General features: G+C 73.3%; 35 protein-coding genes. 22 read left to right on the top strand and 13 right to left on the bottom strand.

The annotated features are described in order from the left end of the window. The first annotated feature begins 10 nt into the window (after positions 1 to 10). The 18 genes from ACRWNP_RS03395 (at position 11) to ACRWNP_RS03310 (ending at position 11,349) form a co-directional block, all read left to right on the top strand. Positions 11 to 1,012: a hypothetical protein gene (locus tag ACRWNP_RS03395; RefSeq protein WP_431959375.1), complete on the top strand. Its 1,002-nt coding sequence runs from the start codon at positions 11 to 13 to the stop codon at positions 1,010 to 1,012. Between the two features lie 85 nt (positions 1,013 to 1,097). Next, complete coding sequence (locus ACRWNP_RS03390; protein ID WP_431959374.1) at positions 1,098 to 1,484, top strand: hypothetical protein; 387 nt, start codon at positions 1,098 to 1,100, stop codon at positions 1,482 to 1,484. Positions 1,485 to 1,569: 85 nt separating this feature from the next. Then, on the top strand, positions 1,570 to 1,896 hold the full coding sequence (locus ACRWNP_RS03385) for a hypothetical protein (RefSeq protein ID WP_431959373.1): 327 nt from the start codon (positions 1,570 to 1,572) through the stop codon (positions 1,894 to 1,896). 91 nt (positions 1,897 to 1,987) lie between these two features. Continuing rightward, the gene (locus ACRWNP_RS03380; protein WP_431959372.1) at positions 1,988 to 2,800 is read left to right on the top strand and encodes a hypothetical protein; all 813 of its coding nucleotides are present in this window, start codon (positions 1,988 to 1,990) and stop codon (positions 2,798 to 2,800) included. Positions 2,801 to 2,931: 131 nt separating this feature from the next. Further along, the gene (locus tag ACRWNP_RS03375; protein WP_431959371.1) at positions 2,932 to 3,273 is read left to right on the top strand and encodes a hypothetical protein; all 342 of its coding nucleotides are present in this window, start codon (positions 2,932 to 2,934) and stop codon (positions 3,271 to 3,273) included. A gap of 101 nt (positions 3,274 to 3,374) precedes the next feature. Beyond that, the gene (locus tag ACRWNP_RS03370; protein ID WP_431959370.1) at positions 3,375 to 4,031 is read left to right on the top strand and encodes a hypothetical protein; all 657 of its coding nucleotides are present in this window, start codon (positions 3,375 to 3,377) and stop codon (positions 4,029 to 4,031) included. Beyond that, positions 4,028 to 4,168 (top strand): hypothetical protein, encoded by a 141-nt coding sequence (locus ACRWNP_RS03365; protein ID WP_431959369.1) that lies wholly within the window; start codon positions 4,028 to 4,030, stop codon positions 4,166 to 4,168. The genes ACRWNP_RS03370 and ACRWNP_RS03365 overlap by 4 nt, the downstream gene beginning before the upstream one ends. Next, positions 4,165 to 4,605, top strand: a complete 441-nt coding sequence (locus ACRWNP_RS03360) for a hypothetical protein (RefSeq protein ID WP_431959368.1) — start codon at positions 4,165 to 4,167, stop codon at positions 4,603 to 4,605. The genes ACRWNP_RS03365 and ACRWNP_RS03360 overlap by 4 nt, the downstream gene beginning before the upstream one ends. Beyond that, positions 4,602 to 4,832: a hypothetical protein gene (locus ACRWNP_RS03355; RefSeq protein WP_431959367.1), complete on the top strand. Its 231-nt coding sequence runs from the start codon at positions 4,602 to 4,604 to the stop codon at positions 4,830 to 4,832. The genes ACRWNP_RS03360 and ACRWNP_RS03355 overlap by 4 nt, the downstream gene beginning before the upstream one ends. 77 nt (positions 4,833 to 4,909) lie before the next feature. After that, on the top strand, positions 4,910 to 5,149 hold the full coding sequence (locus ACRWNP_RS03350; RefSeq protein WP_431959366.1) for a hypothetical protein: 240 nt from the start codon (positions 4,910 to 4,912) through the stop codon (positions 5,147 to 5,149). 56 nt (positions 5,150 to 5,205) lie between these two features. Beyond that, a complete protein-coding gene (locus ACRWNP_RS03345) occupies positions 5,206 to 5,433 on the top strand; it encodes a hypothetical protein (protein ID WP_431959365.1) in 228 nt (75 codons plus the stop codon). A gap of 258 nt (positions 5,434 to 5,691) precedes the next feature. After that, a complete protein-coding gene (locus ACRWNP_RS03340) occupies positions 5,692 to 6,222 on the top strand; it encodes a hypothetical protein (protein WP_431959364.1) in 531 nt (176 codons plus the stop codon). An 84-nt stretch (positions 6,223 to 6,306) separates the two neighbouring features. Beyond that, positions 6,307 to 6,936 (top strand): hypothetical protein, encoded by a 630-nt coding sequence (locus ACRWNP_RS03335; RefSeq protein ID WP_431959363.1) that lies wholly within the window; start codon positions 6,307 to 6,309, stop codon positions 6,934 to 6,936. After that, positions 6,933 to 7,166, top strand: coding sequence for a hypothetical protein (locus ACRWNP_RS03330; RefSeq protein WP_431959362.1), 234 nt, complete (start codon positions 6,933 to 6,935; stop codon positions 7,164 to 7,166). The genes ACRWNP_RS03335 and ACRWNP_RS03330 overlap by 4 nt, the downstream gene beginning before the upstream one ends. Positions 7,167 to 7,193: 27 nt before the next feature. Next, the gene (locus ACRWNP_RS03325; protein WP_431959361.1) at positions 7,194 to 7,574 is read left to right on the top strand and encodes an HNH endonuclease; all 381 of its coding nucleotides are present in this window, start codon (positions 7,194 to 7,196) and stop codon (positions 7,572 to 7,574) included. A gap of 304 nt (positions 7,575 to 7,878) precedes the next feature. Beyond that, entirely contained in the window at positions 7,879 to 8,607 is a 729-nt protein-coding gene (locus tag ACRWNP_RS03320; RefSeq protein WP_431959359.1) for a transposase, read from the top strand. 459 nt (positions 8,608 to 9,066) lie between these two features. After that, entirely contained in the window at positions 9,067 to 10,905 is a 1,839-nt protein-coding gene (locus ACRWNP_RS03315; protein ID WP_431959358.1) for a hypothetical protein, read from the top strand. A 156-nt stretch (positions 10,906 to 11,061) separates the two neighbouring features. After that, positions 11,062 to 11,349 carry a hypothetical protein gene (locus ACRWNP_RS03310; RefSeq protein ID WP_431959357.1) on the top strand — a complete coding sequence of 96 codons (288 nt, stop codon included), beginning with the start codon at positions 11,062 to 11,064 and terminating at the stop codon, positions 11,347 to 11,349. 337 nt (positions 11,350 to 11,686) lie between these two features. On the opposite strand, the gene ACRWNP_RS03305 is transcribed toward ACRWNP_RS03310, so the two are convergent. Together ACRWNP_RS03305 and ACRWNP_RS03300 are read right to left on the bottom strand one after the other, a co-directional pair. Beyond that, entirely contained in the window at positions 11,687 to 12,112 is a 426-nt protein-coding gene (locus ACRWNP_RS03305) for a hypothetical protein (protein ID WP_431959356.1), read from the bottom strand. A 21-nt stretch (positions 12,113 to 12,133) separates the two neighbouring features. Further along, positions 12,134 to 12,571 (bottom strand): DUF6233 domain-containing protein, encoded by a 438-nt coding sequence (locus ACRWNP_RS03300; RefSeq protein ID WP_431959355.1) that lies wholly within the window; start codon positions 12,569 to 12,571, stop codon positions 12,134 to 12,136. A 123-nt stretch (positions 12,572 to 12,694) separates the two neighbouring features. Between ACRWNP_RS03300 and ACRWNP_RS03295 the strand changes: the two genes are divergently transcribed. Further along, positions 12,695 to 13,012 carry a hypothetical protein gene (locus ACRWNP_RS03295; RefSeq protein WP_431959354.1) on the top strand — a complete coding sequence of 106 codons (318 nt, stop codon included), beginning with the start codon at positions 12,695 to 12,697 and terminating at the stop codon, positions 13,010 to 13,012. Between the two features lie 65 nt (positions 13,013 to 13,077). Continuing rightward, positions 13,078 to 13,563 carry a hypothetical protein gene (locus tag ACRWNP_RS03290; protein ID WP_431959353.1) on the top strand — a complete coding sequence of 162 codons (486 nt, stop codon included), beginning with the start codon at positions 13,078 to 13,080 and terminating at the stop codon, positions 13,561 to 13,563. A gap of 114 nt (positions 13,564 to 13,677) precedes the next feature. On the opposite strand, the gene ACRWNP_RS03285 is transcribed toward ACRWNP_RS03290, so the two are convergent. The 9 genes from ACRWNP_RS03285 to ACRWNP_RS03245 all read right to left on the bottom strand — a co-directional run bounded on the left by ACRWNP_RS03285 (position 13,678) and on the right by ACRWNP_RS03245 (position 21,302). Next, positions 13,678 to 14,106 carry a hypothetical protein gene (locus tag ACRWNP_RS03285; RefSeq protein ID WP_431959352.1) on the bottom strand — a complete coding sequence of 143 codons (429 nt, stop codon included), beginning with the start codon at positions 14,104 to 14,106 and terminating at the stop codon, positions 13,678 to 13,680. 34 nt (positions 14,107 to 14,140) lie between these two features. Then, complete coding sequence (locus ACRWNP_RS03280; protein ID WP_431959351.1) at positions 14,141 to 15,142, bottom strand: tyrosine-type recombinase/integrase; 1,002 nt, start codon at positions 15,140 to 15,142, stop codon at positions 14,141 to 14,143. Positions 15,143 to 15,246: 104 nt separating this feature from the next. Continuing rightward, positions 15,247 to 17,343 (bottom strand): winged helix-turn-helix domain-containing protein, encoded by a 2,097-nt coding sequence (locus ACRWNP_RS03275; RefSeq protein WP_431959350.1) that lies wholly within the window; start codon positions 17,341 to 17,343, stop codon positions 15,247 to 15,249. A gap of 92 nt (positions 17,344 to 17,435) precedes the next feature. Beyond that, on the bottom strand, positions 17,436 to 18,413 hold the full coding sequence (locus ACRWNP_RS03270; protein WP_431959349.1) for a hypothetical protein: 978 nt from the start codon (positions 18,411 to 18,413) through the stop codon (positions 17,436 to 17,438). A 46-nt stretch (positions 18,414 to 18,459) separates the two neighbouring features. Further along, positions 18,460 to 18,918, bottom strand: a complete 459-nt coding sequence (locus tag ACRWNP_RS03265; RefSeq protein ID WP_431959348.1) for a hypothetical protein — start codon at positions 18,916 to 18,918, stop codon at positions 18,460 to 18,462. Positions 18,919 to 19,069: 151 nt separating this feature from the next. Then, positions 19,070 to 19,297, bottom strand: a complete 228-nt coding sequence (locus ACRWNP_RS03260) for a hypothetical protein (RefSeq protein ID WP_431959347.1) — start codon at positions 19,295 to 19,297, stop codon at positions 19,070 to 19,072. 84 nt (positions 19,298 to 19,381) lie between these two features. Further along, entirely contained in the window at positions 19,382 to 20,914 is a 1,533-nt protein-coding gene (locus tag ACRWNP_RS03255; protein WP_431959346.1) for a DUF2637 domain-containing protein, read from the bottom strand. Between the two features lie 11 nt (positions 20,915 to 20,925). Beyond that, positions 20,926 to 21,120: a hypothetical protein gene (locus tag ACRWNP_RS03250; protein ID WP_431959345.1), complete on the bottom strand. Its 195-nt coding sequence runs from the start codon at positions 21,118 to 21,120 to the stop codon at positions 20,926 to 20,928. Between the two features lie 8 nt (positions 21,121 to 21,128). After that, complete coding sequence (locus tag ACRWNP_RS03245) at positions 21,129 to 21,302, bottom strand: hypothetical protein (protein WP_431959344.1); 174 nt, start codon at positions 21,300 to 21,302, stop codon at positions 21,129 to 21,131. A 180-nt stretch (positions 21,303 to 21,482) separates the two neighbouring features. Here ACRWNP_RS03245 and ACRWNP_RS03240 point away from each other — a divergent pair, with 180 nt between their 5' ends. Further along, positions 21,483 to 21,734, top strand: coding sequence for a helix-turn-helix transcriptional regulator (locus ACRWNP_RS03240; protein WP_431959343.1), 252 nt, complete (start codon positions 21,483 to 21,485; stop codon positions 21,732 to 21,734). Then, on the top strand, positions 21,731 to 22,351 hold the full coding sequence (locus ACRWNP_RS03235) for a hypothetical protein (protein ID WP_431959342.1): 621 nt from the start codon (positions 21,731 to 21,733) through the stop codon (positions 22,349 to 22,351). The genes ACRWNP_RS03240 and ACRWNP_RS03235 overlap by 4 nt, the downstream gene beginning before the upstream one ends. Positions 22,352 to 22,410: 59 nt before the next feature. Here the strand turns inward: ACRWNP_RS03235 and ACRWNP_RS03230 are convergent, their stop codons facing one another. Both ACRWNP_RS03230 and ACRWNP_RS03225 read right to left on the bottom strand, forming a co-directional pair. Next, the gene (locus ACRWNP_RS03230; RefSeq protein WP_431959341.1) at positions 22,411 to 22,731 is read right to left on the bottom strand and encodes a hypothetical protein; all 321 of its coding nucleotides are present in this window, start codon (positions 22,729 to 22,731) and stop codon (positions 22,411 to 22,413) included. Between the two features lie 61 nt (positions 22,732 to 22,792). Further along, on the bottom strand, positions 22,793 to 23,482 hold the full coding sequence (locus ACRWNP_RS03225; protein ID WP_431959340.1) for a helix-turn-helix domain-containing protein: 690 nt from the start codon (positions 23,480 to 23,482) through the stop codon (positions 22,793 to 22,795).

Raw genomic sequence — 23,482 nt, 5'->3', positions numbered from 1 at the left:
GGCACCTGCCGTGACCCGCACTCCCACCGCCGCCCAGTCCGTCGCACTGAACCTGATCGCCGACAACCCCGGCCGCGTCATCGCCACGCTGCGCGGAGAGCACGGATACCTGACCATCAACGGCGGCACCGAGCGGTCCCTTGCCCGCTGGGGCTGGGTCGCCCGCCGGAAGATCACCCCGGGCACGCGCTCCATCCGCACCGACCGCGTCACGTACGACCGGCACGTCTGGGAGCTCACGCTTGCCGGGTACATCGCCATCAACCGCGCCACCGAGCGGGAGCTGCTCGCCGACGCCATGGGCAAGGGGCACACCGAGGAGCAGGCGCGCGACGCCCTGGACTTCGCCCGCCACCACGCCGGGCGTGACTGCACGCTGACCTACGCGGAGATGAAGGCCATCGCCATGGGGAGCGGGCCGGCCCGCACCGCGTACGGCGTCGGGCAGCGCGTCGTCTCCACGCTGCACGGCGGGTTCGGGACCGTCCTGGCCGATGTGCCGCACGCCACCGACCCCACGCGGGACATGACCGCCGTCGCGTTCGACAAGACCGGGGACCGCGAGGTGTGGACGACCGACCTGCGCCCGGCTGTGGCGTTCGAGCGGGGCATGCTCCGGATGTGCGAGGCCGCACAGCGGTGCACGGGCGGGGAGTGTGCACGGCTCGCCGACATCCCGGCCCGACCGGGCGGCCCCGACTGGGAGCCCGTCGCCTACATGCCGCGCATGCAGCAGATCGTGCGCGCCGACCAGGTGAAGCCCGGGGACCTGGTCCTCGCGTCCTGGACGTCGGACGGCCCGGACTGGTTCGTCAACGCCTACCCGGCCGCGCCCGCGCCGCTCGACCCCGAGTGCTGCGCCCACTGCCGCCAGGTGAGCGGCCCCGCCGTGCGGCTCACCACCCCGGACGCGCCGCACAACCCGTGGGAGACGTGCGACCCGTGGGCGGCCGCCGACCGCGTGCTGATCGTCCCCGCGGCCGCTCGCACGGACGCCCTGCGCGGCGCCTGACGCCCCCTGGGGCCGCCCGGCAGCACCGGGCGGCCCCGACACCCCCAACCACCCCGCACAGCCCCGCAGAAAGGCACCTGACGTCATGAGCGCCACCATCACCGCCCCCACTCAGCAGCAGCTCGGCAGCGCCCGCGCCACCCTCATCCGCGCCCGGCACATGGCGCTGAGCTTGGTCACGGCCGCCGCGACCGTCCGCGCCCACCTGGACGGCTGGACGCTCCAGTCCGACGCGGCATACGTCCACGACCAGGCGGCCGCCGCCGAGCGGATCGCCGCTTCCCTGACGCGCCGCGCCAACCGGCTCCGGCACGCCGTGGCCGCCGAGGACGCCAACGTTCCCCGGCTGTACGCGGAGCTGGACAACTCGATCGACAAGCTCCACCGGGGGGAGCAGGGCAACGCCCGGGCGGCCGCGCTGATCCTGGCCCGCTTCCAGAGCCTCAAGGACCACGACGCCCTGCCGTTCTGACCCCTGCCGCGCCCCTGCCCGCCCGGCCAGCAACCGGGCGGGCCCCGCCCCGAAGACCCGCACTCCGAACCGAAGGACACCCGCCATGCTGCACCGGCTGACCGCCGCCGCCCGCCGCGCCCTGATGCGCGCCGCCGCCCTGCTCGCCCGCCTGTCCGGCCAGCCCGACCCGCACGCCGCCGTCAAGGCCGTGATGTACCGGATCGGGAACCCCGGGATCACCGACACCGACCTGCTCGACTCGATCCAGGACGTCATGAGCCGCTTCGGCTTCAAGGCGCCCCGGGAAGAGGACTTCGGCCCGTGCGAGGGATGCCGCTGGTACTTCCTCCCGGCGGAGCTCGACGCCGACGGCCTGTGCGAGGAGTGCGCGCCCATGGAGCACGCCGACGTCGCCGCCGCGCGCCGCTGAGCGCAGCAGCCGGCCCGCCCCCACATCCCCGGCCGCCGCGCCCCGCACCCGACGGTGCGCGGCGGCCCCACCCGAACGGAGAGCACCCCGCATGAGCACCCCCGAGCCCCGCACCACCGCCACCGCCACCCCCTGCGCCGAGCACGACTCCGAGGAGTTCCGGCTGTGGTCCGTGAGGCCCCGCCAGGCAGGCGTCATGGACATCTCGTTCACCCGCGAGTCCGCCATGTGGCACGCGGAGAAGTACCCGCACCTGATCCCCGTGTCCCGCATGCCCGAGGGGCAGTGGGAGGACGCCCGCCCGGCCCCGACGGGCCCCGGTGAGTACCACGTGGAGTGGGCGATCGAGGTGCACGCCAACGGCCCGGAGGACGCCGCCCGGCAGGCCCTGGCCAAGCACCGTGACCCGGGCAGCATCGCGTGCGTCTACGACGTGTCCCGGCACGACGGGACGAGCCGCGCCGTGCAGGTGGACCTGAACACCCCCGAGGAGGTGAACGGCCCGCTGCGCGACCGGCCCTTGCCCGTCGACGTGAAGCAGCTCGACGACTCCGCGCTGTACGCCCTGATGGCGGCCGCCGAGGAGGAGTTGAGGCGCCGGACCGACGCGGCGCTCCCCGGTGCCGTACGCGCGGCTGTCCTGGAGCACCTGGAGCAGGCAGGCACGCCCGTGCCGGGTGAGCTCACGTCCGTCACGTTCAGCACGACGCACTACGACAACGGCGAGTTCTGGAACGAGTCCAGCGCCACGGCCAACTTCGCCAACCGCACGCACCTGGAGCTGGACCTGTCCGACGACGGGGAGCTGCCCGGGATGCTCGCCGACCACTCCGAGTGGTCCGAGCTGTCCGGCGGGGAGCTGCTGACCGTGCAGTTCGACCCGCCGCGCCTGTACGTCTCCTGACGCCCTGTGCGGCCCCGTGCCCGCCTGTGCGACCGCCGGGCGGGCATCGGGGCCCCCGCGCCCCCTGCGGCGCTCCTGCGGCCGCCTGTGGCCGCTCCTGGACCCATCCACACCGAACGGAGAACGCCCCCGTGAGCAGCAGCGACACCTTCCGCACCCGCCGACAGCAGACCGCCGACGACCTGTTCGGCTTCATCCGGGCCGAGGCCGCCCGCGTGAGCGACGACCAGGCCGACGACCTGCCCGAGCCGCAGGCCCTGGACCATCTGATCGCCAACGGCCCCTGGCGGACGGAGTGGAACGCCGCCGTGGCGTCCGCGATCCGGCTGCTCGACCCCGCCCGGTTCGGCAACACCACCGACGACCACGCCGACAAGGAGACCAGCGTCTCCCGCCAGCACTACATCGACACCGGCCGGTACCTGACCGTCGGTGAGGTCGCCGAGCTCCGTGCCTCCGGAGCCATCGACTGACCACCCCCGCGGATTCCACCGCCTGACGTTGTGCCCGCACGGCTGCTTGCCTCCCGGTGAGGCAGGCAGCCGGCCCACCCCCCGAACGGAGACACCCCCGCATGGCCCGCACCATCACCCCCGCCCAACACCGGGCGACCGAAGCCCTGGTGGAAGCGATGACCGGCGACGGCATCGACGTGGACGAAGCCCGGGAGCTCATCGGCGACTACTGGCGCGCCAACGTGTTCCCGGAGATCCCGCCGCCCGCCACGCCGCGCGTCGTCACGGTCACCCGGCACCGGGATGGCACGGCCGACACCCGCGCCTTCGACCGCGTCAACCTGCTCGCCGACAACCAGCCCATCACCCTCCTGTCCGGCCAGCAGGTGGATGCCGACCTGGACCAGGACCCGATCATCGTGGCCCTGGCGCGCGAGCTCACGGAGGCCCCGGAGCCCATCCGGCACGCGTTCGGCTCCGACACCCCGGTCGGTGAGGGGATGCGCCTGTCCGCGCAGTCCGAGTACCGGCGCCGTGGCGGCACGGGAGCGCCCCTGATCGGGCAGGTGGCGGCCGCCATCACGCGCCGCCTGGAGAAGGCCGAGAAGGAGGCCCCGGCGGACGCTGCCGAGCGCCTGGCGACTGCCGCGCAGCTCGCGGCCGCGCTCGGGGATGCGCTGCCCGGCGACAACTGGCACATGGCCGACGTGATCCGCCGCCTGTGCGCCGGGGAGATCACCCCGGCGGAGGCCCTGGACGAGACGGACGACGAGTGAGCGCCGCGCGAGGCTGGGACCGCGCCGGATTCCGCTGCGGCCGCTGCGACTACCCCATCGAGAGCGCCGACCCGGTCGAGTTCGCCCGGCAGGTGGCGGAGCACCGCGCCCAGTGCCAGGGGAGGCCCCGCCCGTGACCGTTGCCGAGCTGCTGCACGCGGCCCCGGCCGCCGCCGTCCCCGAAGGCCTCGCCGAAGCGTTCGCGGCGCGCACCCGCCCCACCGAGGACGGACACCGCATGTGGGCCCGTCGCGTCGAGAAGTGCCACCCCGCAGGCCGGTTCCGCCACAAGGGCCGCGACTACACCGCCCAGCAAGCCGCGTTCCTGCTGCGCACCGGACGGATGCCCGTCGGGTACATCCGCCCGTGGTGCGAGGTGCCGTCGTGCTGCGAGCCGGAGCACGTGGAAGACGCCGAGACCCGCCAGCGTGACCGCACGGCCTACGCGGGGATCACTGGGGTGAGGCACCGGCCCTGGTCATGCGACCACGACCCGGACACCGAAGCCCGGGTGCGTGGCGACGGCCGCCGGTACTGCCACGCCTGCAACCGAGCCTCCAGGACGCGCCCGTGACCCTCGCTGAGCTGCGCGCGTTCATCGCGGCCGCCGCCGACCTGCCCGGTGAGACGCCCGTGGTCCTGTCGTCCGACGCGGAGGGGAACCGGTACGCGCTCGCCGACGACGTCGCGTTCGGCCTGTACCTGGCCGAGGACGCCCACACGGGCGAGCACTACAGCCCGCAGGACCGGGAGGCCGCCCCCAGGGACGCCGTCCCTGCCGTGTTCCTATGGCCTGCGTGAGGCCGCCCCGGACGCGTGTCTCACAGTGAGACGCGCGTTCCCCGCCCGTCCCGCCCCACCCCGAGAGGAACCCCCCCGTGCCGCCCACTGGCCACCCCGTCAGCGTCGAGTTCCGCACCCCCGGAGAGCTTCCGGTGAATGCCCTGGCCGCACTGACCGCCATCGCGGAGCAGGTCGCCGTGCAGATCGGATCCGGGCCCCTGCTGTGGGGCACGCACTTCCGGCAGGCCGACGACGGCACCGGGTTCGTGGTCACGTTCTCCGGCACGCTCTCCACCGACGGCGACCAGGACGACGGGGAGGGGCCGGTTTCATGATCACGGTCCCATCACGCCGCCCGCGTAGGCCCGGCAGGCACCCCGAGAATCACGGCATGACTGACACCGCGAGACAGCCCCGCATCAGCCGCAAGACCAAGTACGCGCTCGTAGTCGTGGCGCTCATCGCATGGACGTTCCTCGCCAACCAGTGGGCGGGCAAGGGCTGCGACCTGGTCCCCCAGTCGTACGGCCTGGTCCTCAGCCACGGCACACCCGACCACTACGAGGGATGCGAGACCGAGCCCGGCGGCCCGGAGTACACCGACCAGTACGAGGGCTGACGCCGAGGGGGCGAGCCGGCCTCCGCGTGAGCCCGGCACCCCGTGGGCGCGCCTACGATGGGTGCGCGATGGAGCAGCGGCCGGAGGAACACCGGTCGTTCCATGGCGGCCCGCGCGTCCCCCGTGCTCCCGGGAAGGGTCGAACCCTAGGCCGCCCCCAAGCTGCGCCCCGCCGACTCTCCCTGTGTCGGCGGGGCGCTTCCGTGTCCGGGGGCAGCACGGGACGCAAGACCGGCCCGGGCCGCAGGGTGCCGCGCCATGAGCACCAACACCGCCGAAGGCACCGCCCCGCCCCTGTTCTCCTCCGACCCGACCGCGCTCGCGTGGGACCTGATCACCGGCTGGGAGGCCATGACCGCCCGCCACAAGGGGGAGCTCGCGCCCCTGCTGACCGAGGACGGGGGGTCGATCCGGCAGGGCGCCCTGGTGGCGTTCGACCAGGTGCGCACGGAGCAGTCGGCGGAGGCTGAGCAGATGCTGGCCGAGGTGATGCGCGGGTTGACCGAGGTGTACGGGTCGCCGCTGTCCGGGCGGACGTTCACGCTCACGTGGGCCGGGCGGGAGCGCCACGACGGTGAGGCCCCGTACCTGTGGGTCGTCGTGGGTGCCGACCTGGACGACGCCCGCGCGCGGCTGCAGGAGCTCCCGTCGTTCGTGGAGTGGCGGGAGCAGGAGGAGGACGACGTGGAGGAGCTCGACGGGCCCGCCAACCAGCATCCGGGCCTGCCGTTCGGCGGGTACTACAACGACCTGCGCAAGGAGCAGCCCAGGAACGCGCCTGTGGGGTGAGCACGCGACGTAGTGCGCAGCGGCCGGCAACGTTCGGCCGCGCTACGCCAGCACCGCCCGCACCACCCCAGGAGAACCACCCCCATGCCTCACTCCCACCCGATCCAGGCGCCCACGGTCACCGTGCCGTCGATGCTCGCCCACGAGTTCGCTGACGCGTTCGCCGACGGGATGACCGCCATGCACGTCGGACCGAACCTGACGTGTACGGAGGTCGAGGCCCTGGCCGCTGTGCTGGACGCGTTCGACGGCGCCGACGCGGCCCGCATGTGGGTGGAGGAGCACCAGACGGCCGGTGACTGCCTGATCGACCACGGGGAGACCGCCGAGGACGACGACGTGCCCGGGTGGGAGGACGAGAAGGCCCCGGAGGGGAAGGCGGCCGCGCCCGCCGACGGCGACGACCAGGACGACGAGGACGACGACGAGTGGGACGACGGCATGGTGCCGGTGCGCATGGGCATCACGTGCGCCGAGGCCTGCGTGTTCCACATCCCCGCGGTGGTCCGCATCCCGCCGGAGCTCGCCGCAGGCGTCCGTGAGGCCGTGGAGGCGGGGCGCGCCGACGACTGGGGCGACGACATGCACCCGGCGATGGCGGAGCTCTACGACTGGTTGGAGGGCAACCGGGACGCGTGGGAGAACCAGCTCGACATGGGCGTGCACACCCAGGACGGCGAAGACCTGGAGATCCGCTCCGTGGAGCCGGAGTGACCCCGCAGGACGACGAACCGGCCCCGGTGTCGTCCCGGTTCTTCTGGTGGACCGCCGACGGCCTCACCCGCCGTTGGCGCCCGCTGTACCTGGACGGCTGGCGCGGCGGTGACGAGAACTGCAACCGCACCGTGGGGATCCGACTGCCCGGCGGGGTCCTTTTCGCCTGCCTGAACGTGCCGCTGCGCCAGGAGCCGTGCGACGACTGCGCGGGCAGGGCGCGACACTGAGCCCGGCCGCGCTGCACCGTGCCCGCCATGCCAGCCAAGAACCGCCCCCGGGCCCGCAATACCGGCCCGACACCCGCCGTCCGGCAGGCCGTGTACGCCCGCGACCTGACCCGCTGTGTCCGCTGCGGATCCGCCACCACGCTGACCGTGCAGCACCGCGTCAACCGCGCCATGGGCGGCAGCAGCGACCCGGCCATCAACAGCCCGGCGAACCTGCTGACCGCCTGCCAGGCCTGCAACATGGCGTTCGAGGCGCGCCCGGCGGAGGCCTACCGCTTCGGGTGGAAGGTGCGCCGCCCCACCGACCCGGCGACGGTGCCCGTGTGGACGACGCTCGGCGGCTGGATGCTCATGAGCGACGACGGCACCGCCACGAAGATCCAGGCGCCCGAAGGGTTCCGGCGGTGACCGCGAAGGGCCCGGCGTGCGACCGGGAAGCGCACCAGCACGGGGAGTGCCCCCGACACCACCTGTGCCCGGAGTGCGGGGAGTTCCCCGACCTGTGCGACTGCGTACCGGGCAGGCCTGTGCGGCTGTGGCCGGGGGCGCGCCGTGGGTGACACCGAGGCTGGCTGAGCCCGGTGCGGTCGCGGCCGCCCTGTCCCCGACGGGGCCCCGGTTCACTTCTGCCGGTGTATCTTTGAGGGTGCTCGGTGATGGGGATGCCCCAGCCGGCCCGACTGCAAAGCCGTGCCCGCTAAGGAGAGCCGCCGTGACCGCACCGAACCCGGACATCGTCCGTATCCCGCGCCCCGACTTCGCCGACATCCGCCGCCAGGCCGCCGACGAGGTGGCCGCCGAGCTCGACGCCCTGGCCGCCGACCTCACCCGACGCGGGCACCGTGCCGGGCAGATCGTGCACCAGGCCGACGCCGCCATGGCCAGCCTGCGGCCCCGCCGGGACGCCGCACTGCTGTCCCTGTGGGCGTACGAGCGGACCCGGGGCGTGTGGAAGTCCTCCGGCGTCACAGAGCAAGCCGTCGTGAAGATCACCCGGGCCGCGCTGGGCCTGGCCGACGGCGAGGACGTTCCCGCGCCCGGCCCGGAGCGCGCAGCGGCCGCGAAGGCCGCCGGGATCGCGCACATGCCGACAGCGAAGGCCATCAAGCAGCTCATCGACCTGGCCGAGAAGACCGAGACCGCCCGGGCGCGCCGCGAGGTGGCGCTCAAGGTCCGCAACGACGCCGTGAAGACGCTCCTCGGCCCCGAGTACGGGTGGACCCGCGATCAGGTGATGGTCGTGCTCGGCCTCAACTCCTACAGCCGGATCACGGACATCGTGGGTGCGACCCGCACCCCGGCCGCCGACAAGGAGCTGCGGCAGCGCGCGGTCGCCGAGGTGCTGGGCGGCCGCGCCCGCAAGGACGTCGCCGAGGAGTACGGCGTGCCGTCGGCGACGCTCGGCACGTGGATCGCCCGCGCGAAGAAGGCCACAGCCTGACACGGCCCCTGACCTGCCATGACGCCGCCCCGCGAAATTCGCCGGGCGGCGTTGTCACACTCTGGGCGGCGCCGACGTTCCTACTCATTGCAAGGCCACCGCGGCCGGGTCTGACTCGTCAGCCCAGCCCCTACCGCGAGGGCATGAGCTCCCGGCGGCGGGCACACTCCCCGCGCTTGCCGCCGGACCCGGAAACTTCCGGCGGCGGTTATTACTACAGGCCCCGCCGCCGGATGCCACGTCCGGCGGTGGGGCCCCCGAACTCCCCCCGCCGCCGGGTGCCAGCAGCCGACGGTGGGAGCGTCCACCCGCCGTCGGCGACAGCTCCCGCCGTCGGGACTGCTCCGCTCGACGGCGGGATTGGACGTGCCGCCAGGTCGCGGGCTTCTTAGGCCCCCCACCCCCCGAGGGTCCGTGACCTGGCGACACAACCCCCGACGGGGACGCACGATGCCCCGCATGCCGACCCCCGGCCGCCCTGGCCCGCCCCCGCCCACCACCTCAGCAGTGGCGGCAGCGGAAGCGCGGACCCGTGGCCGGGGGGTCCGGTCCTCCGACGCCGCGAACGTTGCGGATCTCCTGCTGCGCGCCCCCGCCGGCCCCCGCCGCGCCACGTTCAAGACGCTCGGGGCGCGGGAGCGCACGTTCGTCCTGGGCGAGGTGCAGCGGGAGACCGGCAGCCTGTACGGCCTGTGGCACGACACCCCGTCCGGGTTCACCGAGGACGTGTTGGGTGAGTCGATCTGGTCCAAGCAGCGTGAGGTGCTGGACTCCGTCACCCGGCACACCCGCACGATGGTCCCTGCCGGGTTCGGCGTCGGGAAGACGTGGCTCGCGGGCCGGTTGGTGGCGTGGGCGGGCTGCGTGAACCCCGCCGGAACCATGGTGGTCGTCACCACGGCGACCCGGTTCCGCCAGGTCCGCTACCAGCTGTGGCCGCACATTCGGAAGGTGGTCGCCCGCGCAGGCCTGCCCGGGTTCTGCGACACCACGCAGTGGAAGATGCCCGACGTCCACGGCAATGACGTGGTGGTGGCGTACGGCTTCACCGCGCCCTCGAACGACGAGGCCGCTATGCAGGGCATCCACGGCACGCCGCGGCTGTTGCTGATCGTGGATGAGGCGGGCGGCATCGACAGGCTGATCGGCAACGGCACGAACAACCTGTTGACCGGTGATGCCGCGATGCTGGCGATCGGCAACCCCCCGGCCGATGACCCCCGGTCGTGGTTCGAGGTGATGTGCGAGGAAGGCCACGACCCGGAGAAGCCGGGCACCATCACCATCCCGATCCGCACCCTGGACTCGCCGCTGATCACCGGGGAGCGCGTGCCCTACTGCAACGACTGTCCGCCGACGCGGGAGCGGCACTCCCTGGCGATTCACCTGCCGTCGATGGACTGGGTCGACCGCACCATCCGCGAGTACGGCCCGGATCACCCGTACGTCATCGCCAAGGTGCACGCCCGGTTCCCCAAGGGCGGCGCGAACAAGGCGATCCCGTTGGCGTTCATCGAGGCCGCGCAGGCCAAGCCGGACCCGCAGGGCCCCGAGTACGTGCGGCTGTGCGACCTGGGCCTGCCCGGGGAGACCGCCGAGCACACCGTGAAGCGCGGCGCGTGGATCCGGCTCGGCGTGGACGTGGCGGCCGACGGCGGCGACGAGATGACCATTTACCGGGCCGTCGGCGACGCGGTCGAGTTCCGGCACGCTTCCAGCGGCCAGGTGAACATCAACCAGGTGGATGTGGCGGGGCGGGTCCTCGAGGAAATCAAGGCCGCGCAGCTCCTCGCCCGCGCGCTGGGCACCGAGGCCCCGGTGCGCGTGAAGATCGACCGCAACGGCCTCGGTCACGGCGCGCATTCCCTGCTGGAGCGGTGGGGCGAGGAAGGCGAGCACGAGGCGCAGATCGTCGGCGTGATGGTGTCGGAGTCGATCGACCCGGACCGCGAGGACCCCGGGCAGGTCATGCGGCCGTGGCGGAAGCGCGATGAGATGTGGCTGGCGGCCCGGTCGCTCATGCAGCCGGCGCCCACCCGCCGGGTCGACGGCCGCGAGGACGACGGCGACGACGCGGGCGGGCACGGCCAGTTGCGGCTCCGCGTCGACCACAAGTGCGCGGTGCAGCTCTCGACGCCGAACCTGGGCACGAACAGCTCCGGCGCGTCGGTGGTCGAGTCGAAGAAGGCCATGCGGGCGCGGGGCATCGACTCCCCGGACCGCGCCGACGGGGCGCTGCTGTCGGTGTACGAGCCGGAAGACATCTTCGACTCCCGCCGCCTGGGCCTGATGAACTGACCGGCCCTGGTCTCGGCCAGGTCACGGCAGGGGCGGGCGGGTACGCCGCGAGGTGGATACGGCACGGGTCTGGATCGTCCTGGCGGTCTACGGGGCGCCCGGGCGGGCCCGCTTAGCGTGGACATGTACCCCCTGGCACCACCTGATCGAGGCCCCATGTCCTGTGACCCCGGATTCCGCGGCTACCACCCCGACGTGCTGCTCACCGCCGTCGGCGCGGGCACTGCCGGGCGCGCCCACACGGGCACGGGCCAGTGGCCGAAGGGTGACCCGGACGCCCGGGCCCGCGCGGCGCACGCGGCCCTGGACGCGCTGCTGACCGGGAATGCGTGCCTGGCCGACCCGGACACGGTGGTCGTCGTCTACGGGGCCCCTGACGGGGTGCGGGACGGCCGCCCGGTCGTTGCGGCGGCGGCCGCCGCGCGGTGCTGCAGCTGCACATGATCGGGCCCTGTAGCGTCGCCCTGCTCACCGCTGACTGAGGAGGGGCCGATGGGCCGCCAGAAGCCGAACAAGCCGCGCCGCCCCCGGTGCACGAGCGCGCCGGCCCCGGCCACGCAGGCGTGCGCCGGGCAGCAGCTCGACCACAAGGACGGGAGCATGTCGTGCTCCACCGGTACGGCATGCCCGGGCGTTGCCCTACCCCACAACGGGTGGCGGGACTGCGACGCGTTCGGGCCGTGCGCGTACTGCGAAGGGCCGCGCACCGACTGGATCTGAGCAGCGAGCAGCAGGAAGGCCCGGTACCCCTCGCGGGTGCCGGGCCTTTGTGGTGAAGCGGTCAGCCGGGGAAGGGGCCGGAGATCGCGCCGAGCCCCTTGATTGCGTCATCCCGCCAGGTGCGGCGCTGCCCGTCGGCGGTGCGCGCCTGGACGAGCTGCGCGGCGGCCGCGAACCACGCCGCGGCGGTGTGCACGGCTTCGCCTTCGAGGCAGAGCACGCACACGGGCGCTCCGTCCGGGGCGGGGTGCCGGGCGGTGCTGCCCCACCAGCCGAGGCCGATCGCCCGCGCGCACTCGTTGCAGGCGACGAGCTCGGCAGCATCCTGCGGGTTGGCGACCATGCGGCCGCCCTGGGCGACGACCTGGCCGGTGCCCATGTCGACCACGGGGCCGCGCTGGCTCATGCGGGCCAGTGCTTCCCGCAGCGGCTCGGGGAACTCGGAGGGGTCGGCCGGCGGCAGGGCGCCGTCTTGGGGTTCGCTCATGCCGCGACCGTACCGGCGTGGTCAGCCCGCTCGCAGGTCTTCGTCGGGGCGACACTCCGTACAGGGCTCCGTGACAGAGATGGTCCGTTCCTGCAGCGCCAGGCGTGCGTCTTCCCACGACAGGCGCTTGCCGTCCGCCATGGGGCAGTCCGGCCGGTGCAGGATGCCCTTGCCGACGACGTTTTCACCGGTACGCACGTGCTGCAGGACGAATCCCGGCGGGCGTCCGGAGCGCCAGGGCTGGGTGCCGGTGTCGGCCTCCTCGCGCTGCTCCTTCACGCGCCGCAGGGTGAGGGCGATCCACTTCCCGACGAAGTCGAGTTCCGCCGGGTCGCCGGGCAGGTCTCCGTGCGCGGTGCCCTTGGTGTTCCACTGCTCCCGGACGCGGTCGAGCTGGGTCTGCAGGTGCTTCGCCAGCATGTCCAGGCGCTCGACGTCGGGCGGCAGGTCTTCGTACACGCGTCCGAATGTACGCCGGGGCCCGGGCGTGGCGGTATCGCCCGGACGGGGGACGGGCGCCTGCGGCCCGGGCCTGCCCGGTGGGAGGCTACGCCGACTGACGCCCGAGAGAAGGGGTTCCCCGTGGACATCGACCTGCCCGTGCTGGACCAGGAAGCTCGCCGCCTGGCCCTCCTCATGACCGAGAACGGCATGGAGCACCTGACCATCCCGGCGACTAGGTCCCCGCAGGAGGCGGGGGCGGCCATCGAGGAGAGGTTCAGTGCCGAGCTGGGCGTGGCCTACGCCCGGCTTGCTGCGGCCGGGAGCGACGAGCAAGCCATCCTGCCGAGTCTGCTGATGGCGATGGCCGGCCAGGTGGCGATGCTGGCCATCGAGCTCTCGCTGCGGACCGACCGGGATGCGGCGGACGTCATCCGCTCGATGGGCGGCGGCCGGTAGCGACACACGTCCCGCGCGTACGGGGAGACCCCGGTCACTCGTCTACGGGGGGGTAGAGTTTTCCCATGACAGAGATAACCCCCGGCAACGCCCTCCAGGTGCTGCCCGGCATCACGGACCCAGTCGCGCGCGCCTTCGCCTGCGACGACCTCCTCTCCCGGAAGATCCCCGAGCTCCAGGCCGCCATCGCCGAAGTGCGCCGCGCCGCCGTCTACGACGCCACGCTCCGCCCGGGCGCGAGCGCCGCCACCGTGGCGGCCGAGCTGGGCGTCAGTGACAAGGCGATCTCGAAGGCCGTGTCCGAGCAGCGCCACAACGACCGCGAGCTCATGCGGGAGGCCCTGGCGTCCGTCCTGGCTTATCCCCCCGGGGGGACGATCGCCCTCCAGCAGGCGTACATGACCCGCAGCGTGCCGGGGATGGCGCGCCAACTGCTGCACCTTCTCGCCCGCCCCGACGTCGAACTGCCGGGCCCCGGCCCCAAGGCGGACGCCGTCGCCCGCGGCCGCGAGCGCGCAGAGACGATCCTGGACGGCCACGACGACGAGTGACGGCGGACCGCCCGAACTCCCAGAACTACTACTGAGCTACCAGTTCGTCCCAGATTAGTAGTTGGGCCCCCGGCAGCCGTGCTGCGCCGGGGGCCCTGCTGTGTGCGGCGGTGGTCAGGCCGGGTGCGCGGCGATCCAGTCCAGGAGCTGCTGCGCGTCCTGCAGAACGGCGGTGCGCGCCAACGGCACCTGGTCTAGGTAGGGCACGTTCCCCGCCCACTCCTTGGTGTGGTCGATGATCGTGTACGCGCCGGAGTAGTCGCGGCCCGACGGGTCGGCCTCCATGGCCGTCCGTACGGCCAACATCGCGTGGTACGTCTTCTGCAGCATGTCCTCGCACGCCCCGTCAGGGTGCTGCGGCGGGCAGGGCTTGAGGATCCCCTGCAGCGCGTCGGCCGCGCCTTGCACGGTCGGCCCGCTCGGCGAGGCCTTCGCGGTGGCGGCGGGCTTGGCTGCGGCCGGCGGTGTGCTGTCGCACGCGGCGAGTGTGGCTATGAGGGCGGCGGCGACTACGACGACGCCCCCCGGCTTGATCATCGTCATGGCGGCGGATCATGCCACAGCCAGGGGGGATGGCTCAGGGGCGGGGTCGCACTGCGCGCGCTGGGCCGCCTTCTCCGCCGGGTGGCGCCTCCAGCTCGATGGCGCGCCGCAGTTGCTCCATGCGCGTCGACAGCGGCTCCCAGCCGGGGAATCCGGCCATGCCGAGGTTGAGGCGGACGATGCCCCGCTCGAAGGAGCGGAGTACGCCCCGGGCCATGAGGGGACTGCCGACGGGGCGCGGGCTGGTGGTGTTGTCGGGGTGCTCGTTGTGGCCGGGGCGGACCGACACCCACAGGGCGCCGTGGTCGGAGCCCTGGAGGTGGGTGACCAGGTCCGCGCGTACCTCCAGCCAGCGGCGCACGGCGGCGATGGTGGGCTTCGACAGGGCGATCGTCTCGACCACGGGCGGCATGGCGCGCACGCGGTGCTGGGGGCGGCGGGTGATGCGCACGGTCCCGGCCTTCGCGTCCACGTCGTGGAGGGTGAGCGCGCCGAGCTCGCCGGAGCGGGCGCCGGTATCGAGGACCAGGCCGAGCATGGCCAGGAGCCGAACGGCCTCGGGGCCGGCCTCCCAGTGGTCGGCGGCCGCTTCCAGGTGGCGCAGCAGCAGGGCGCGCGGCTGGGCGGGCACGACGGGGTTGACCGGGGACTGCGACTCGGCGGGCCGGGCGGGCAGGTCGAGCGGCGGCAGGCCTGCGGCGCGGGTGATGTCCCGAAGGCGGGTGGCGGCCATGTCCACGGACGCGTCCGATGACGGGCCGTGCTGGGCGCGGCCGGTACGGCGGCGGAGCTCCCCGGCCCGGGCCAGGTCCAGGAAGGCGAGGGCGGATGGCGTCGACAGGAGCACCGCCAGGTCGTCGGCGGCGTCGGGCGGGAACTGGTCGGGGTGCCGCTCCAGGGCCCTGCCGAGCATCCCCGCCACCCAGCGGACTTGCTTGCCGACCGCGTCGCCGTTGTCGAGTCCGGCGGTCATCTGGGCCACCACGGACTGCAGGGTGTCCAGGGCGGCACTGGGTGGGGTGGGCTGTGCAGGCATGCGGGTCAGGGTAGACGGCGGCCGCCGGAACCCGCACGTGAACGCAGAGCGGCCCCGCACACCGGCAAGAGGTGCGGGGCCGCTCTAGGAGGGGTGAAGCGTGCTCAGGCTACGGCGGCGGACGCCATCGCGGCCTCCCACACTCCCTTCTCGACGCGGCGGACCTGGCCGTCCTCCTCCATGCGGGTGAGGGAGCTGTTCACCGTGGTCGACTTCATGCCGAGTGCGTTGATGATCTGCTGGTTGGTGCACCGCCCGTTGGCCCGCAGGTGCGCCAGGATGTCGGCCCGCGAGGACGAGCGGGGGACGGCCGTCTCGGCGGCCGCCGCGGCGGCCTCGGTCTTGGCCACGCCCTGCGCTGCCGTCTCGGCAGCGGCCTTGCCCGCGCCGGGCTCGGTGACCGGGCGGCCGGCCTTCCGGTCGTCGCGGCGCTGACGCCAGTGCCGCCACCCGTCGCCGAGCCGCGCGGCCTCGGTGGCGTTGAACGTGGTGGTCTCGCCGGTCGACGCCCAGTGGAACGGGTCGACGCACAGGAACGTGCGCGCCAGCGTGGCGCGGGCGCTGCCCACGCTCGCGTACGCCAGGCCTGCGGTGCTGTCTCCGTTGGGCCACTGCTTGGGGATCTTGTGGGGCTCGACCGGCATCGAGCCCTGCAGGGCGAGCTGACCGGACATGCGGCCGCCCGTGCGCATCACGACGACGTTCCCGGCGGCGAGCTGCTCCCGCAGGGTGTTGGAGCCGCCCAGGTTGCCCAGGGACGGGTTCTGCATGACGATGCGCAGCTTGCCGCCGCACTTGCGGGCCATGGTGGCGAACCGCTCCGCCAGGACGACGACCTCCTTGTAGGCGGCGAAGACGGCGGCGGCCTCCTCCATCGTCACGGACAGGATGGGCAGCCCCAGCTTCACGGGGTCGAACGCCGCCACGCCGCGCCGCTCGCGGCCCTTGTCGTCCACCCACTCCCAGTCGGCCAGGCGGCGGTTGCGGTCGTACATGAAGTCCACCGCGTCACGCATCGCGTACAGGCCTTCGGTCACGTCCCCGGCGAACAGGTCGACGGCGTTCTGCCAGTCCGGGAGCGACTGCCCGTGCTGCGGGTCGATGACCCAGCTCACCATGTGCGGGGTGTGCCGCTCGTAGGCCAGGCACATCTCCGTCAGTCGGGACTTGCCGGAGTCGGTGGAGCCGACGAACAGGTCGTGGACGGGGCCGGATCCGGGGCGCCACATCCGGTAGTCGACAAACTGGCCGTCGGGGTGCACGGCGATGGGGGCGATGCCGGTGTTCGGGTCCAGCAGGTGCGGGCCCTCCCACTCCTTCACCTCCTGCAGCGGGTTCCGCTCGTACACCTCGATGTGCGCCCACTGCTCGTTGCCGGACGGGTGCCGGTCGATGTTCACCGACACGGCCGGCACGCCGTAGGCGGACGCGATTCGCTCCTGGATCTGTGTGGTCATGGCGGCGGTCGCGGTGCCCTTGCCGCGGGGCAGCTCGATGTCGGCGCCCCAGTTGTCGTTGTTGCTGATCAGCAGGTTGTGCAGTCCGGAGTCGGGCAGCGCACCGCCCTGGCAGGCCACGAACTCCAGCCAGATCTGCAGGTGCTCGCCAAGCGGCGCCTCCGGCTCGGGGCGGCGGCGGGCCAGGTGCCACCACCACGGCGCGCCGAGAACCGCGCCGGAGCCTATGGCGACGCCCAGACCCTCGAGTCCCCCCGGCGGCGGGAGTACCTGCCCGGTGGCGGCGGACACCAGCAGCCAGCCGAACACTGCGGCGTACACGGCGGAGGTGTAGAGCCGCCCCCACGCGGTCAGGACACGGCGGCGCAGCATGGCGCGGCCTGCCCGCTCGGGCCAGCGGGCGCCCTTGCGGCGGCGGATCGCCCGGCGGCGCAGCCGAAGCGCGAGCTCGGGGGCAGCGGCGGCGGCCAGGCCGAGGGCGGCCGGCCAACCCCCCTGGATCTGCAGGGCCTGCGCGGTGGTGAGGGTGCCAGCGGTGGTGAGGAACGGGGCCAGGGGGCGGCGGTGCCGGACGACGAAGCGGCCCGTGCGGATCGAACCGCGCACCACGAGGGGCAGACGCTTCCACCGCTCCGCACGCCGCCGCGCCGCCGCCCGCTGCTCGCCGAGCCGGTTGTAAAGGGCGATCAGCTTGTCCGCTTCGTCGTCCGTCATCATGGGCTCGGCACGGTCAAGGAGTGCCATGGTCGCGGTGCCTTTCTCTGCTGCTGCACGGTGGGGAAGTTGGGTGGCCGGGGCCGGGGCGGGGCCGGTGCGGGAACACCGGCCCCGTCCGCTCAGTGGCTGGTGATGAACTCCGCGTCGGGGATGGCGGGCGCGGCGGCCGCGGCCTCCACGAGGTTTCCGTAGCGGCGCTGCAGGTTCTCCCGGGCGACGTTCGCGGCCGTGAAGACCGCTTCGGCGGCCGCGCGAGCGGCCTCCTGGGCCTCGGCGAACGCGATGGCGGCCTCGGCGACGGCATGCGCGTCGCGCACGGTCTCGGGGTCCACCTTGAGCGCGGCCATCCCTGCGGCCAGGTCGTCCAGCGCGGTGGCGCGGTTGCTGGAGCGGGTGGCGTCCCCGGTGGCGATCTCCAGGTCGGCCAGGGCGGTGTCGGCGACGGCCCCGAGCTGCTCCCGGGCGCTGTCGAAGTTCGTCGCTTCTCCGGTGAGAGTGCCGCTCATGGTGGGGGGTTTCCTTTCGTCGGGCTGGACCAGGCGCAGGGGCTTGGCCGGGTACGGGTGGGTGCTGGGCGGGAGTCCGGTGTCCCGGGCGGGTGCCGGGGTCGGGGCGGGGGCGGGCTTCCTGACGGGTCGCGCCGCCACCGTCGGCTTCTCGGGCGGGGCCGGCGCCTTACCTCCGGTCGGCTTTGGGGGCGGCGGGGGCGGTGTCGGCTTCGGCGGATCGGGTTCCGGGTTGGGGGTCTCGTCCTCGTCGTCGTCCTCGGGGTCGAGCTCGTCCTTGCGCTCCCACAGGACGGAGGCGGCTTCCTTCCAGCTCGCCCCCCACCCCTCGGTGAAGGCCTTCACGTGGCCGAGGCCTGCGCGGGTGAGGTAGGCGGCCGCCTTGCCGGTCACCGCCCCGGCCCGGTTGGTGGGGCTGCCCTTCTTCACGGGGGTGGCCCGCCACTGCGCGGCCAGGGACTCCCGCTTGGCGGCCGCCACGGGGGCCTTGGCCTTGGGGCTCGCTGCCTTGGAGCCGCCCGACGATCCGCCGGAGCTGGAGCCGTTGGCCATCTGCCAGGCCAGCCACCCGAGAATCAGGAGTTCAACCACTTCATGCCACCTCATCGGTCGGGCCCTAACTGGGCGGGTCGGGGGATCACGCGCTGAACTTGTTGCGCTTGATGACGGCCTTCTTGATGCGGATGTTCGTCCGGTTGCCGCCGCCGCCCCGGGAGCGGAAGGCCGTGGCCATCTGCACGAAGACGAAGGCGCCGAAGAGGACCGCCGCGAGCAACATGAGCTGCGAGATCAGGTCGGCCAGGGCGGAGACGAACGCGGCCGCCAGGTGCAGGCCGGCCGCGAACGCGAGGAAGCCGACCCCGGCGAGGCAGAAGTTCAGCAGGAACCCGGAGACGACCGACCTGGACGCGACCGCCACGGCGGCGGGGTCGGGCTGCGGCGGCGCGGCCTGCGCGTAGCCGGTGACGGTCTGCCCGTTGGGCAGCAGCACCGTGGTGGGGACCAGGTGCAGGGCGCCCAGGTGGGCGGCCGGGGCCTCGGCAGACAGGTTCACGGCGGTCGGCTGCAGGGGCTGGAGGGGGCGAACGTCGTTCATTTCGGGGCTCCTTGGTGGTTGCGGTGGGTGACGGCCGGGGCTACCCTCGCGCGCGTTACGCGCGCAGGCGCGCCCAGGCGTGTAGGTCCCTGACGTGGTCCGATCCGCGGTGCGGATTGGACTGCGGATCGGATTGCGGATTCACGGACGGTCACCCGCCGAGGAATTCGGCGGTCGCGGTCTGCAGCGCCCGCTCGACCGCCGCGGCCGCCCGGTCGCGCTTCTCCGGCGGGAGCTTGGCGACCTGGGCGCGGATGCGGTCGTAGGTGACGGCGACCCGGTCCCACGGGGTCTCGGCGGCGTTGAGCCGGGCGGACCACCGCTCGGCGGCGGCCTGCTGCCGGCGCGTCTCGCGCTCCTGCTGCTTCTTGTACGCCATTGCGGGCCTCCTACCTGGGGGTTTGCGTATAACCGGCTCTATGGGGAGTGCTTCCGGCTTGCGCCGGGCACGGGGCGGGGCCCGCTACTGAGGGCCGGGGTAGGTCTTGAACTCGTCTTCCTCCCGGATCTCCAGGCGCCGCGCGTTGGCGTAGGAGCGGGAGGTGGAGGGGTGGCCCTCCGCCTTCAAGGCGTCGGTCATCTCCTTCTCGCGGGGCTCGCGACCGAGGCTCCGGAAGACGCCACGGATGATCTCCCGACCCGCTTCCTGCTCCTCCGCGGTGGAGCGCTTCGGGAGCGGGGCGGGGCGCTTTCCGGTGCCGTCCTTGGCGGCGCCACGGGGGCGCTTTGAGGGCTCCACCTGAGCGTTCACACGGGGCGCCTTGGCGTCCGCCGCGGCGGCGCTTCCACGGCCGCCCGTGGCGCCTCCTGCGGCGTCTCCCGAGGCGCCTTCGGCGGCGTTCTCGGCGGGCGCCTTGAGCTCCGGCGGGCGGCGCCCGAACAGCGCCATGTGGGTCCGCTCCCGGGCGGCGCTTTCGGCGTCGTCCGTGGCGGGCTCGGTGGTGGGGTCGATGGCGGTGGCGTCGCACCCCGCCGTGAGGCCGGACAGATCAGTCGTGGCGTGTTCGGCGGCCGCCGTCGCGGCGCCCGGCTCCAGCTCGCCAAGGCGGGCCAGAACGCAGATCTTGGCGGGCGCCACGCGGCGCCATCCACGGCCGTACAGGGAGCGCAGTTCGGCACGCACCAGGAGGCGGTTCCGCTCGCGCTTCAAGGCGTCGGCGTAGGAGGTGACCTCCCACAGGATCATGCGGCGGCGGATGGCCGCCGTGGCGACAGGCGCCATGAACCAGCGGGAGGTGCGGATCCGGTCCATGCGGCGGCCGGTGATGGCGCCGATGCGGGTGGCGTAGATGCTGCTGGCGATCTCGGAGAACACGACCCACAGGAGCGTCAGGAAGGCGTGTCCGGCGCGGCCGGGCAGGGAGTCGGTGACGTTCCAGTTGAGGTAGATCGTGGCGGCGGTCAGGAGGCGCGGAATCCACGTCAGCCACGCGGGCACGTGGAGGTCCAGGCGGATGAGCAGCAGGCGCGCGAGCGTGAAGGCGGGGATGGCCAGGTCGAGACCGAGCGGCAGCATCCACGGGTGTGCCCACCCCCACTCGGCTTCGGCCTTGGTGCTCAGGGCCTCGAAGGAGGAGAGCAGGCCGAGGACGCTGACGCCGGTCGCCATGACGACGACCGCGAAGGCCATGAACTTCTCGCCCTTGCCGAGCGGCGGCACGTCCTTGGTGGCCGGCTCGCCGTCGTCGTCCTGGTCCGCGTCCTGGTCCGCGTCGTCCGCAGGTGCGGATACGGGCTCGGGCTGCGGCGCAGGGGCGGGGTCGACGGCGGGCGCGGCCACCGGGGCGGGCTCGGGCTCGGGTGCAGGGGCGGGGGCGGGGGCCGCCTCGACTACCGGGGCGGGGTCGACGGCGAGCGCGGCCACCGGAGCGGGCGCGGGCGCGGGCAGCGTCACGGGGTCGGCAGCGGCGTCGGGGTAGTCCTGCAGGAGCAGGCCTCCGCGCCTCTGCCAGTGCGCTGCACCGAGCAGCTTCTCCAACTGGGGCGTCTCGCTCACGGTTTCCTCTCTCAGCTCTTGCGGCGGCCGGCGGGGCGACGGCCGCCGCGGTTGTCCTTGGGGCGGATGACGAAGTGCACGACGAGGAAGCCGACGCCCGCGAGGGTGACGGTGCGGCCGAGGCTGAGGCCGCCTTCGACGGCGGCGCACCAGCCGAGGGCCATGGCGAGCATCCACTCGACGAGGCCCCAGAACAGGGCGGTCACGGTTTCCTTCATCGGGCACCGCCGAGGGGGGCGAGGTGCTGGTCCCACGCTCCGGACCGGACCGGCGCGGGCGCGTGGTCGACGGCGATGCGGGCGCGGTCGGGGCTGGTGGTGTCGCGGACGAAGGCGGTGCGGCGTGCGGGATGGGGCGCGGTGCTACCCGCGCAGCTACGATCGTGCATTGTTCGGCCCTTTCGGCTTTGGCAGGCGAGGGCTGAGCTGTTCCCGGTGTTGGCTCACCGGGGGTGCCTCGGCGCGGTGTTGGCTCACCGCGTCGGGGCTTTTTTCGTTTGTGTTGGGTCCAACCTACGGCGATCCTCTGGACGCGGTCAAGAGGATTGAGGGATGGTGGTGCCATGGAAATGCGACGCCAACCCGAGGAGGAGGTCGCCTTGCTGACGGTCCCGCAGATCGCGGAGCGACGAGGCTGGAGCCGCCAGGGGGTCCATGACCGGATCGCCAACGACCCGGACTTCCCCGAGGCGGTGTTGGTGCCCGGGAGCACCCGGCCCCGCTGGCCGGCCGACGCCGTCGACCGCTACTTCGACACCCACCCCAAGGCACAGGGCAAAGGCGGCGGACCCAAGCCGCGCCGCAACCAGGGGCCGACATGAGCTTCGACCGGGTGACCTACTACGTGCCCCGGTGCCCGTGGTGCGGGACCAGGGCGACGGGCCCGGACGGCCAGGAGCCGCGCCTGGAGTCCGAAGTACTCGGCGAGGAGCTGCGCGCGCACATGGAGGCGCGGGGCTGGCAGATCGCCGGCGGCGAATGGAACGGGCGCGCCCGGGTCCGGACGCCGCTGAACCTGCGGTGCGCGCGGTGCGCGGCCGCGACCGCCGTCCGCACGGCGAAGTTCGAGCGCGACCTTGCCCGGCCTGCGGTGCGCACCGTGGACATGTCGGCGCGGCTCGGCGACGGGTGGTCGCTGGTGCAGCGCGACGGTGACGAGGAACGCCGGCTGTGGCTCGTGCGGCACGGCGAGCGCACGCGGGGTCAGGTCGCCCGGTACGTCAACCGGCGCGGTGGCCTGTCCGGTTGGCAGGCGTGGGCGTACGACGGCGGGGAGCTCATGTTGCACCTGGACGCGGTGAGTGCGGCCCTGTGGCGGGAGAAGTCCAGCTTCCTGTGGCGCACCCGCGACCTGGCGGCGTGGGGGGTCGCGGTCAGGCCCAAGCACAGCCAGACGCCCCCGGCTTGGGCTCGGAGTGGGGCGTCGGCCAGGGCGTGACGGGAAGCAAAGAACCGGCCCCCGTGGGGGCCGGTTCAGGGTCGTTCATCGCTTTGGAGTCAACGGCTTCGACCGATTTCGCCTGCGCTGGACGGCGTGCCGCCCACTCGCCAGGTTGACCGCGCCTGCCCCCGGAAGGTCTCTCCGCTGTCCACCTGGCCCTTGTTGCGCGCGAATTCCCGCTCGGCTGCCCTGGTGTCCCATGTGCGGACGACCGGAGCCGGGGCCGTACTCCGGGTGCCGGCGTTCTTCGCTTGCTGCAGACACCGCTCATGGCACGTCTTTCCAGACGCGGCCTTCGCGGTCCGCTGCCCGCCCGTGGGCTTCCGGCAGATCGCGCACACGGCGAGGCCCTTGCGGACCGGCTTCTTCTTCGTCACGGGCGCAGCGTAGCGGCGGCCGGGTTCTCAGGCCCGGCCGCCGTCACTCTATCGCCTGTCGTCAGGCCGCGTCGGCAGCCTGGGCCTGGCGGCGCTTGCGCGGCTTGGGGAAGATGCGGGTCTTGCGCCAGCGGGCGAGGTCCCGGATGTGGATGCGCATGCCGCGGTTGGACGTGCCGACCTTCTCGACCTTCGGGCCGGTGCCCTCGTTGATCCAGCGGTACATGTTGGTGACGCTCGTGTCGCAGGCGACCGCGGCCTGCTCGACGGTCAGCCACTCCGGGCCGCGCGGGGCACGCGTACGGCGGGGAGCCGCCGCCTGGGGCTCGGCCTCGGGCGCGTCCTCCGGCTCCTCCTGCGGCTCCGGCTCCACCTCGGCTGCCACCTCGACCACGGGCTCGGTCACGGGCTCGTCCTCGACCACGCGGAGCTCCCGCACCTCGGCCTCGGCCTCCTGCAGTCCCGCATCCCGGCGGTTCCTGTAGGCCTTGTGCCTGCACGACTTGGAGCAGTAGACGCGCGGCCGGCCCTTGCCCGTCGCATCGAACGTCTTCCCGCAGATGCAGACCATGGGCGTGGTCCCGTCCTTCGGGACGATCCGCTCCAGCACCTCCCTGACGGCGGCCGACTCGGCGGTCTTGCCGGTCGTCGCCTCCAGCTGGTTGATACGCGTGGTGAGGCGGCCGACGGTGGCGAACAGCGCGTCGAGCTCGGCGTCGGTGATGTGGGAGGCGTCAGCCGAAGTGGTCAT

Origin of the sequence: Actinacidiphila sp. bgisy160, from assembly GCF_965342435.1 — a bacterium.
Taxonomy (GTDB): domain Bacteria; phylum Actinomycetota; class Actinomycetes; order Streptomycetales; family Streptomycetaceae; genus Actinacidiphila.
This window is presented reverse-complemented; position numbering and strand designations above follow the sequence as displayed.

Bases quoted from the DNA above. Each gene is read 5' to 3' on its own strand.
- ACRWNP_RS03390 (WP_431959374.1), top strand. From the start codon at position 1,098: ATGAGCGCCACCATCACCGCCCCCACTCAGCAGCAGCTCGGCAGCGCC.
- ACRWNP_RS03385 (WP_431959373.1), top strand. From the start codon at position 1,570: ATGCTGCACCGGCTGACCGCCGCCGCCCGCCGCGCCCTGATGCGCGCC.
- ACRWNP_RS03380 (WP_431959372.1), top strand. From the start codon at position 1,988: ATGAGCACCCCCGAGCCCCGCACCACCGCCACCGCCACCCCCTGCGCC.
- ACRWNP_RS03370 (WP_431959370.1), top strand. From the start codon at position 3,375: ATGGCCCGCACCATCACCCCCGCCCAACACCGGGCGACCGAAGCCCTG.
- ACRWNP_RS03345 (WP_431959365.1), top strand. From the start codon at position 5,206: ATGACTGACACCGCGAGACAGCCCCGCATCAGCCGCAAGACCAAGTAC.
- ACRWNP_RS03340 (WP_431959364.1), top strand. From the start codon at position 5,692: ATGAGCACCAACACCGCCGAAGGCACCGCCCCGCCCCTGTTCTCCTCC.
- ACRWNP_RS03335 (WP_431959363.1), top strand. From the start codon at position 6,307: ATGCCTCACTCCCACCCGATCCAGGCGCCCACGGTCACCGTGCCGTCG.
- ACRWNP_RS03325 (WP_431959361.1), top strand. From the start codon at position 7,194: ATGCCAGCCAAGAACCGCCCCCGGGCCCGCAATACCGGCCCGACACCC.
- ACRWNP_RS03315 (WP_431959358.1), top strand. From the start codon at position 9,067: ATGCCGACCCCCGGCCGCCCTGGCCCGCCCCCGCCCACCACCTCAGCA.
- ACRWNP_RS03310 (WP_431959357.1), top strand. From the start codon at position 11,062: ATGTCCTGTGACCCCGGATTCCGCGGCTACCACCCCGACGTGCTGCTC.
- ACRWNP_RS03305 (WP_431959356.1), bottom strand. From the start codon at position 12,112: ATGAGCGAACCCCAAGACGGCGCCCTGCCGCCGGCCGACCCCTCCGAG.
- ACRWNP_RS03290 (WP_431959353.1), top strand. From the start codon at position 13,078: ATGACAGAGATAACCCCCGGCAACGCCCTCCAGGTGCTGCCCGGCATC.
- ACRWNP_RS03285 (WP_431959352.1), bottom strand. From the start codon at position 14,106: ATGACGATGATCAAGCCGGGGGGCGTCGTCGTAGTCGCCGCCGCCCTC.
- ACRWNP_RS03280 (WP_431959351.1), bottom strand. From the start codon at position 15,142: ATGCCTGCACAGCCCACCCCACCCAGTGCCGCCCTGGACACCCTGCAG.
- ACRWNP_RS03275 (WP_431959350.1), bottom strand. From the start codon at position 17,343: ATGGCACTCCTTGACCGTGCCGAGCCCATGATGACGGACGACGAAGCG.
- ACRWNP_RS03265 (WP_431959348.1), bottom strand. From the start codon at position 18,918: ATGAACGACGTTCGCCCCCTCCAGCCCCTGCAGCCGACCGCCGTGAAC.
- ACRWNP_RS03260 (WP_431959347.1), bottom strand. From the start codon at position 19,297: ATGGCGTACAAGAAGCAGCAGGAGCGCGAGACGCGCCGGCAGCAGGCC.
- ACRWNP_RS03245 (WP_431959344.1), bottom strand. From the start codon at position 21,302: ATGCACGATCGTAGCTGCGCGGGTAGCACCGCGCCCCATCCCGCACGC.
- ACRWNP_RS03240 (WP_431959343.1), top strand. From the start codon at position 21,483: ATGCGACGCCAACCCGAGGAGGAGGTCGCCTTGCTGACGGTCCCGCAG.
- ACRWNP_RS03235 (WP_431959342.1), top strand. From the start codon at position 21,731: ATGAGCTTCGACCGGGTGACCTACTACGTGCCCCGGTGCCCGTGGTGC.
- ACRWNP_RS03225 (WP_431959340.1), bottom strand. From the start codon at position 23,482: ATGACCACTTCGGCTGACGCCTCCCACATCACCGACGCCGAGCTCGAC.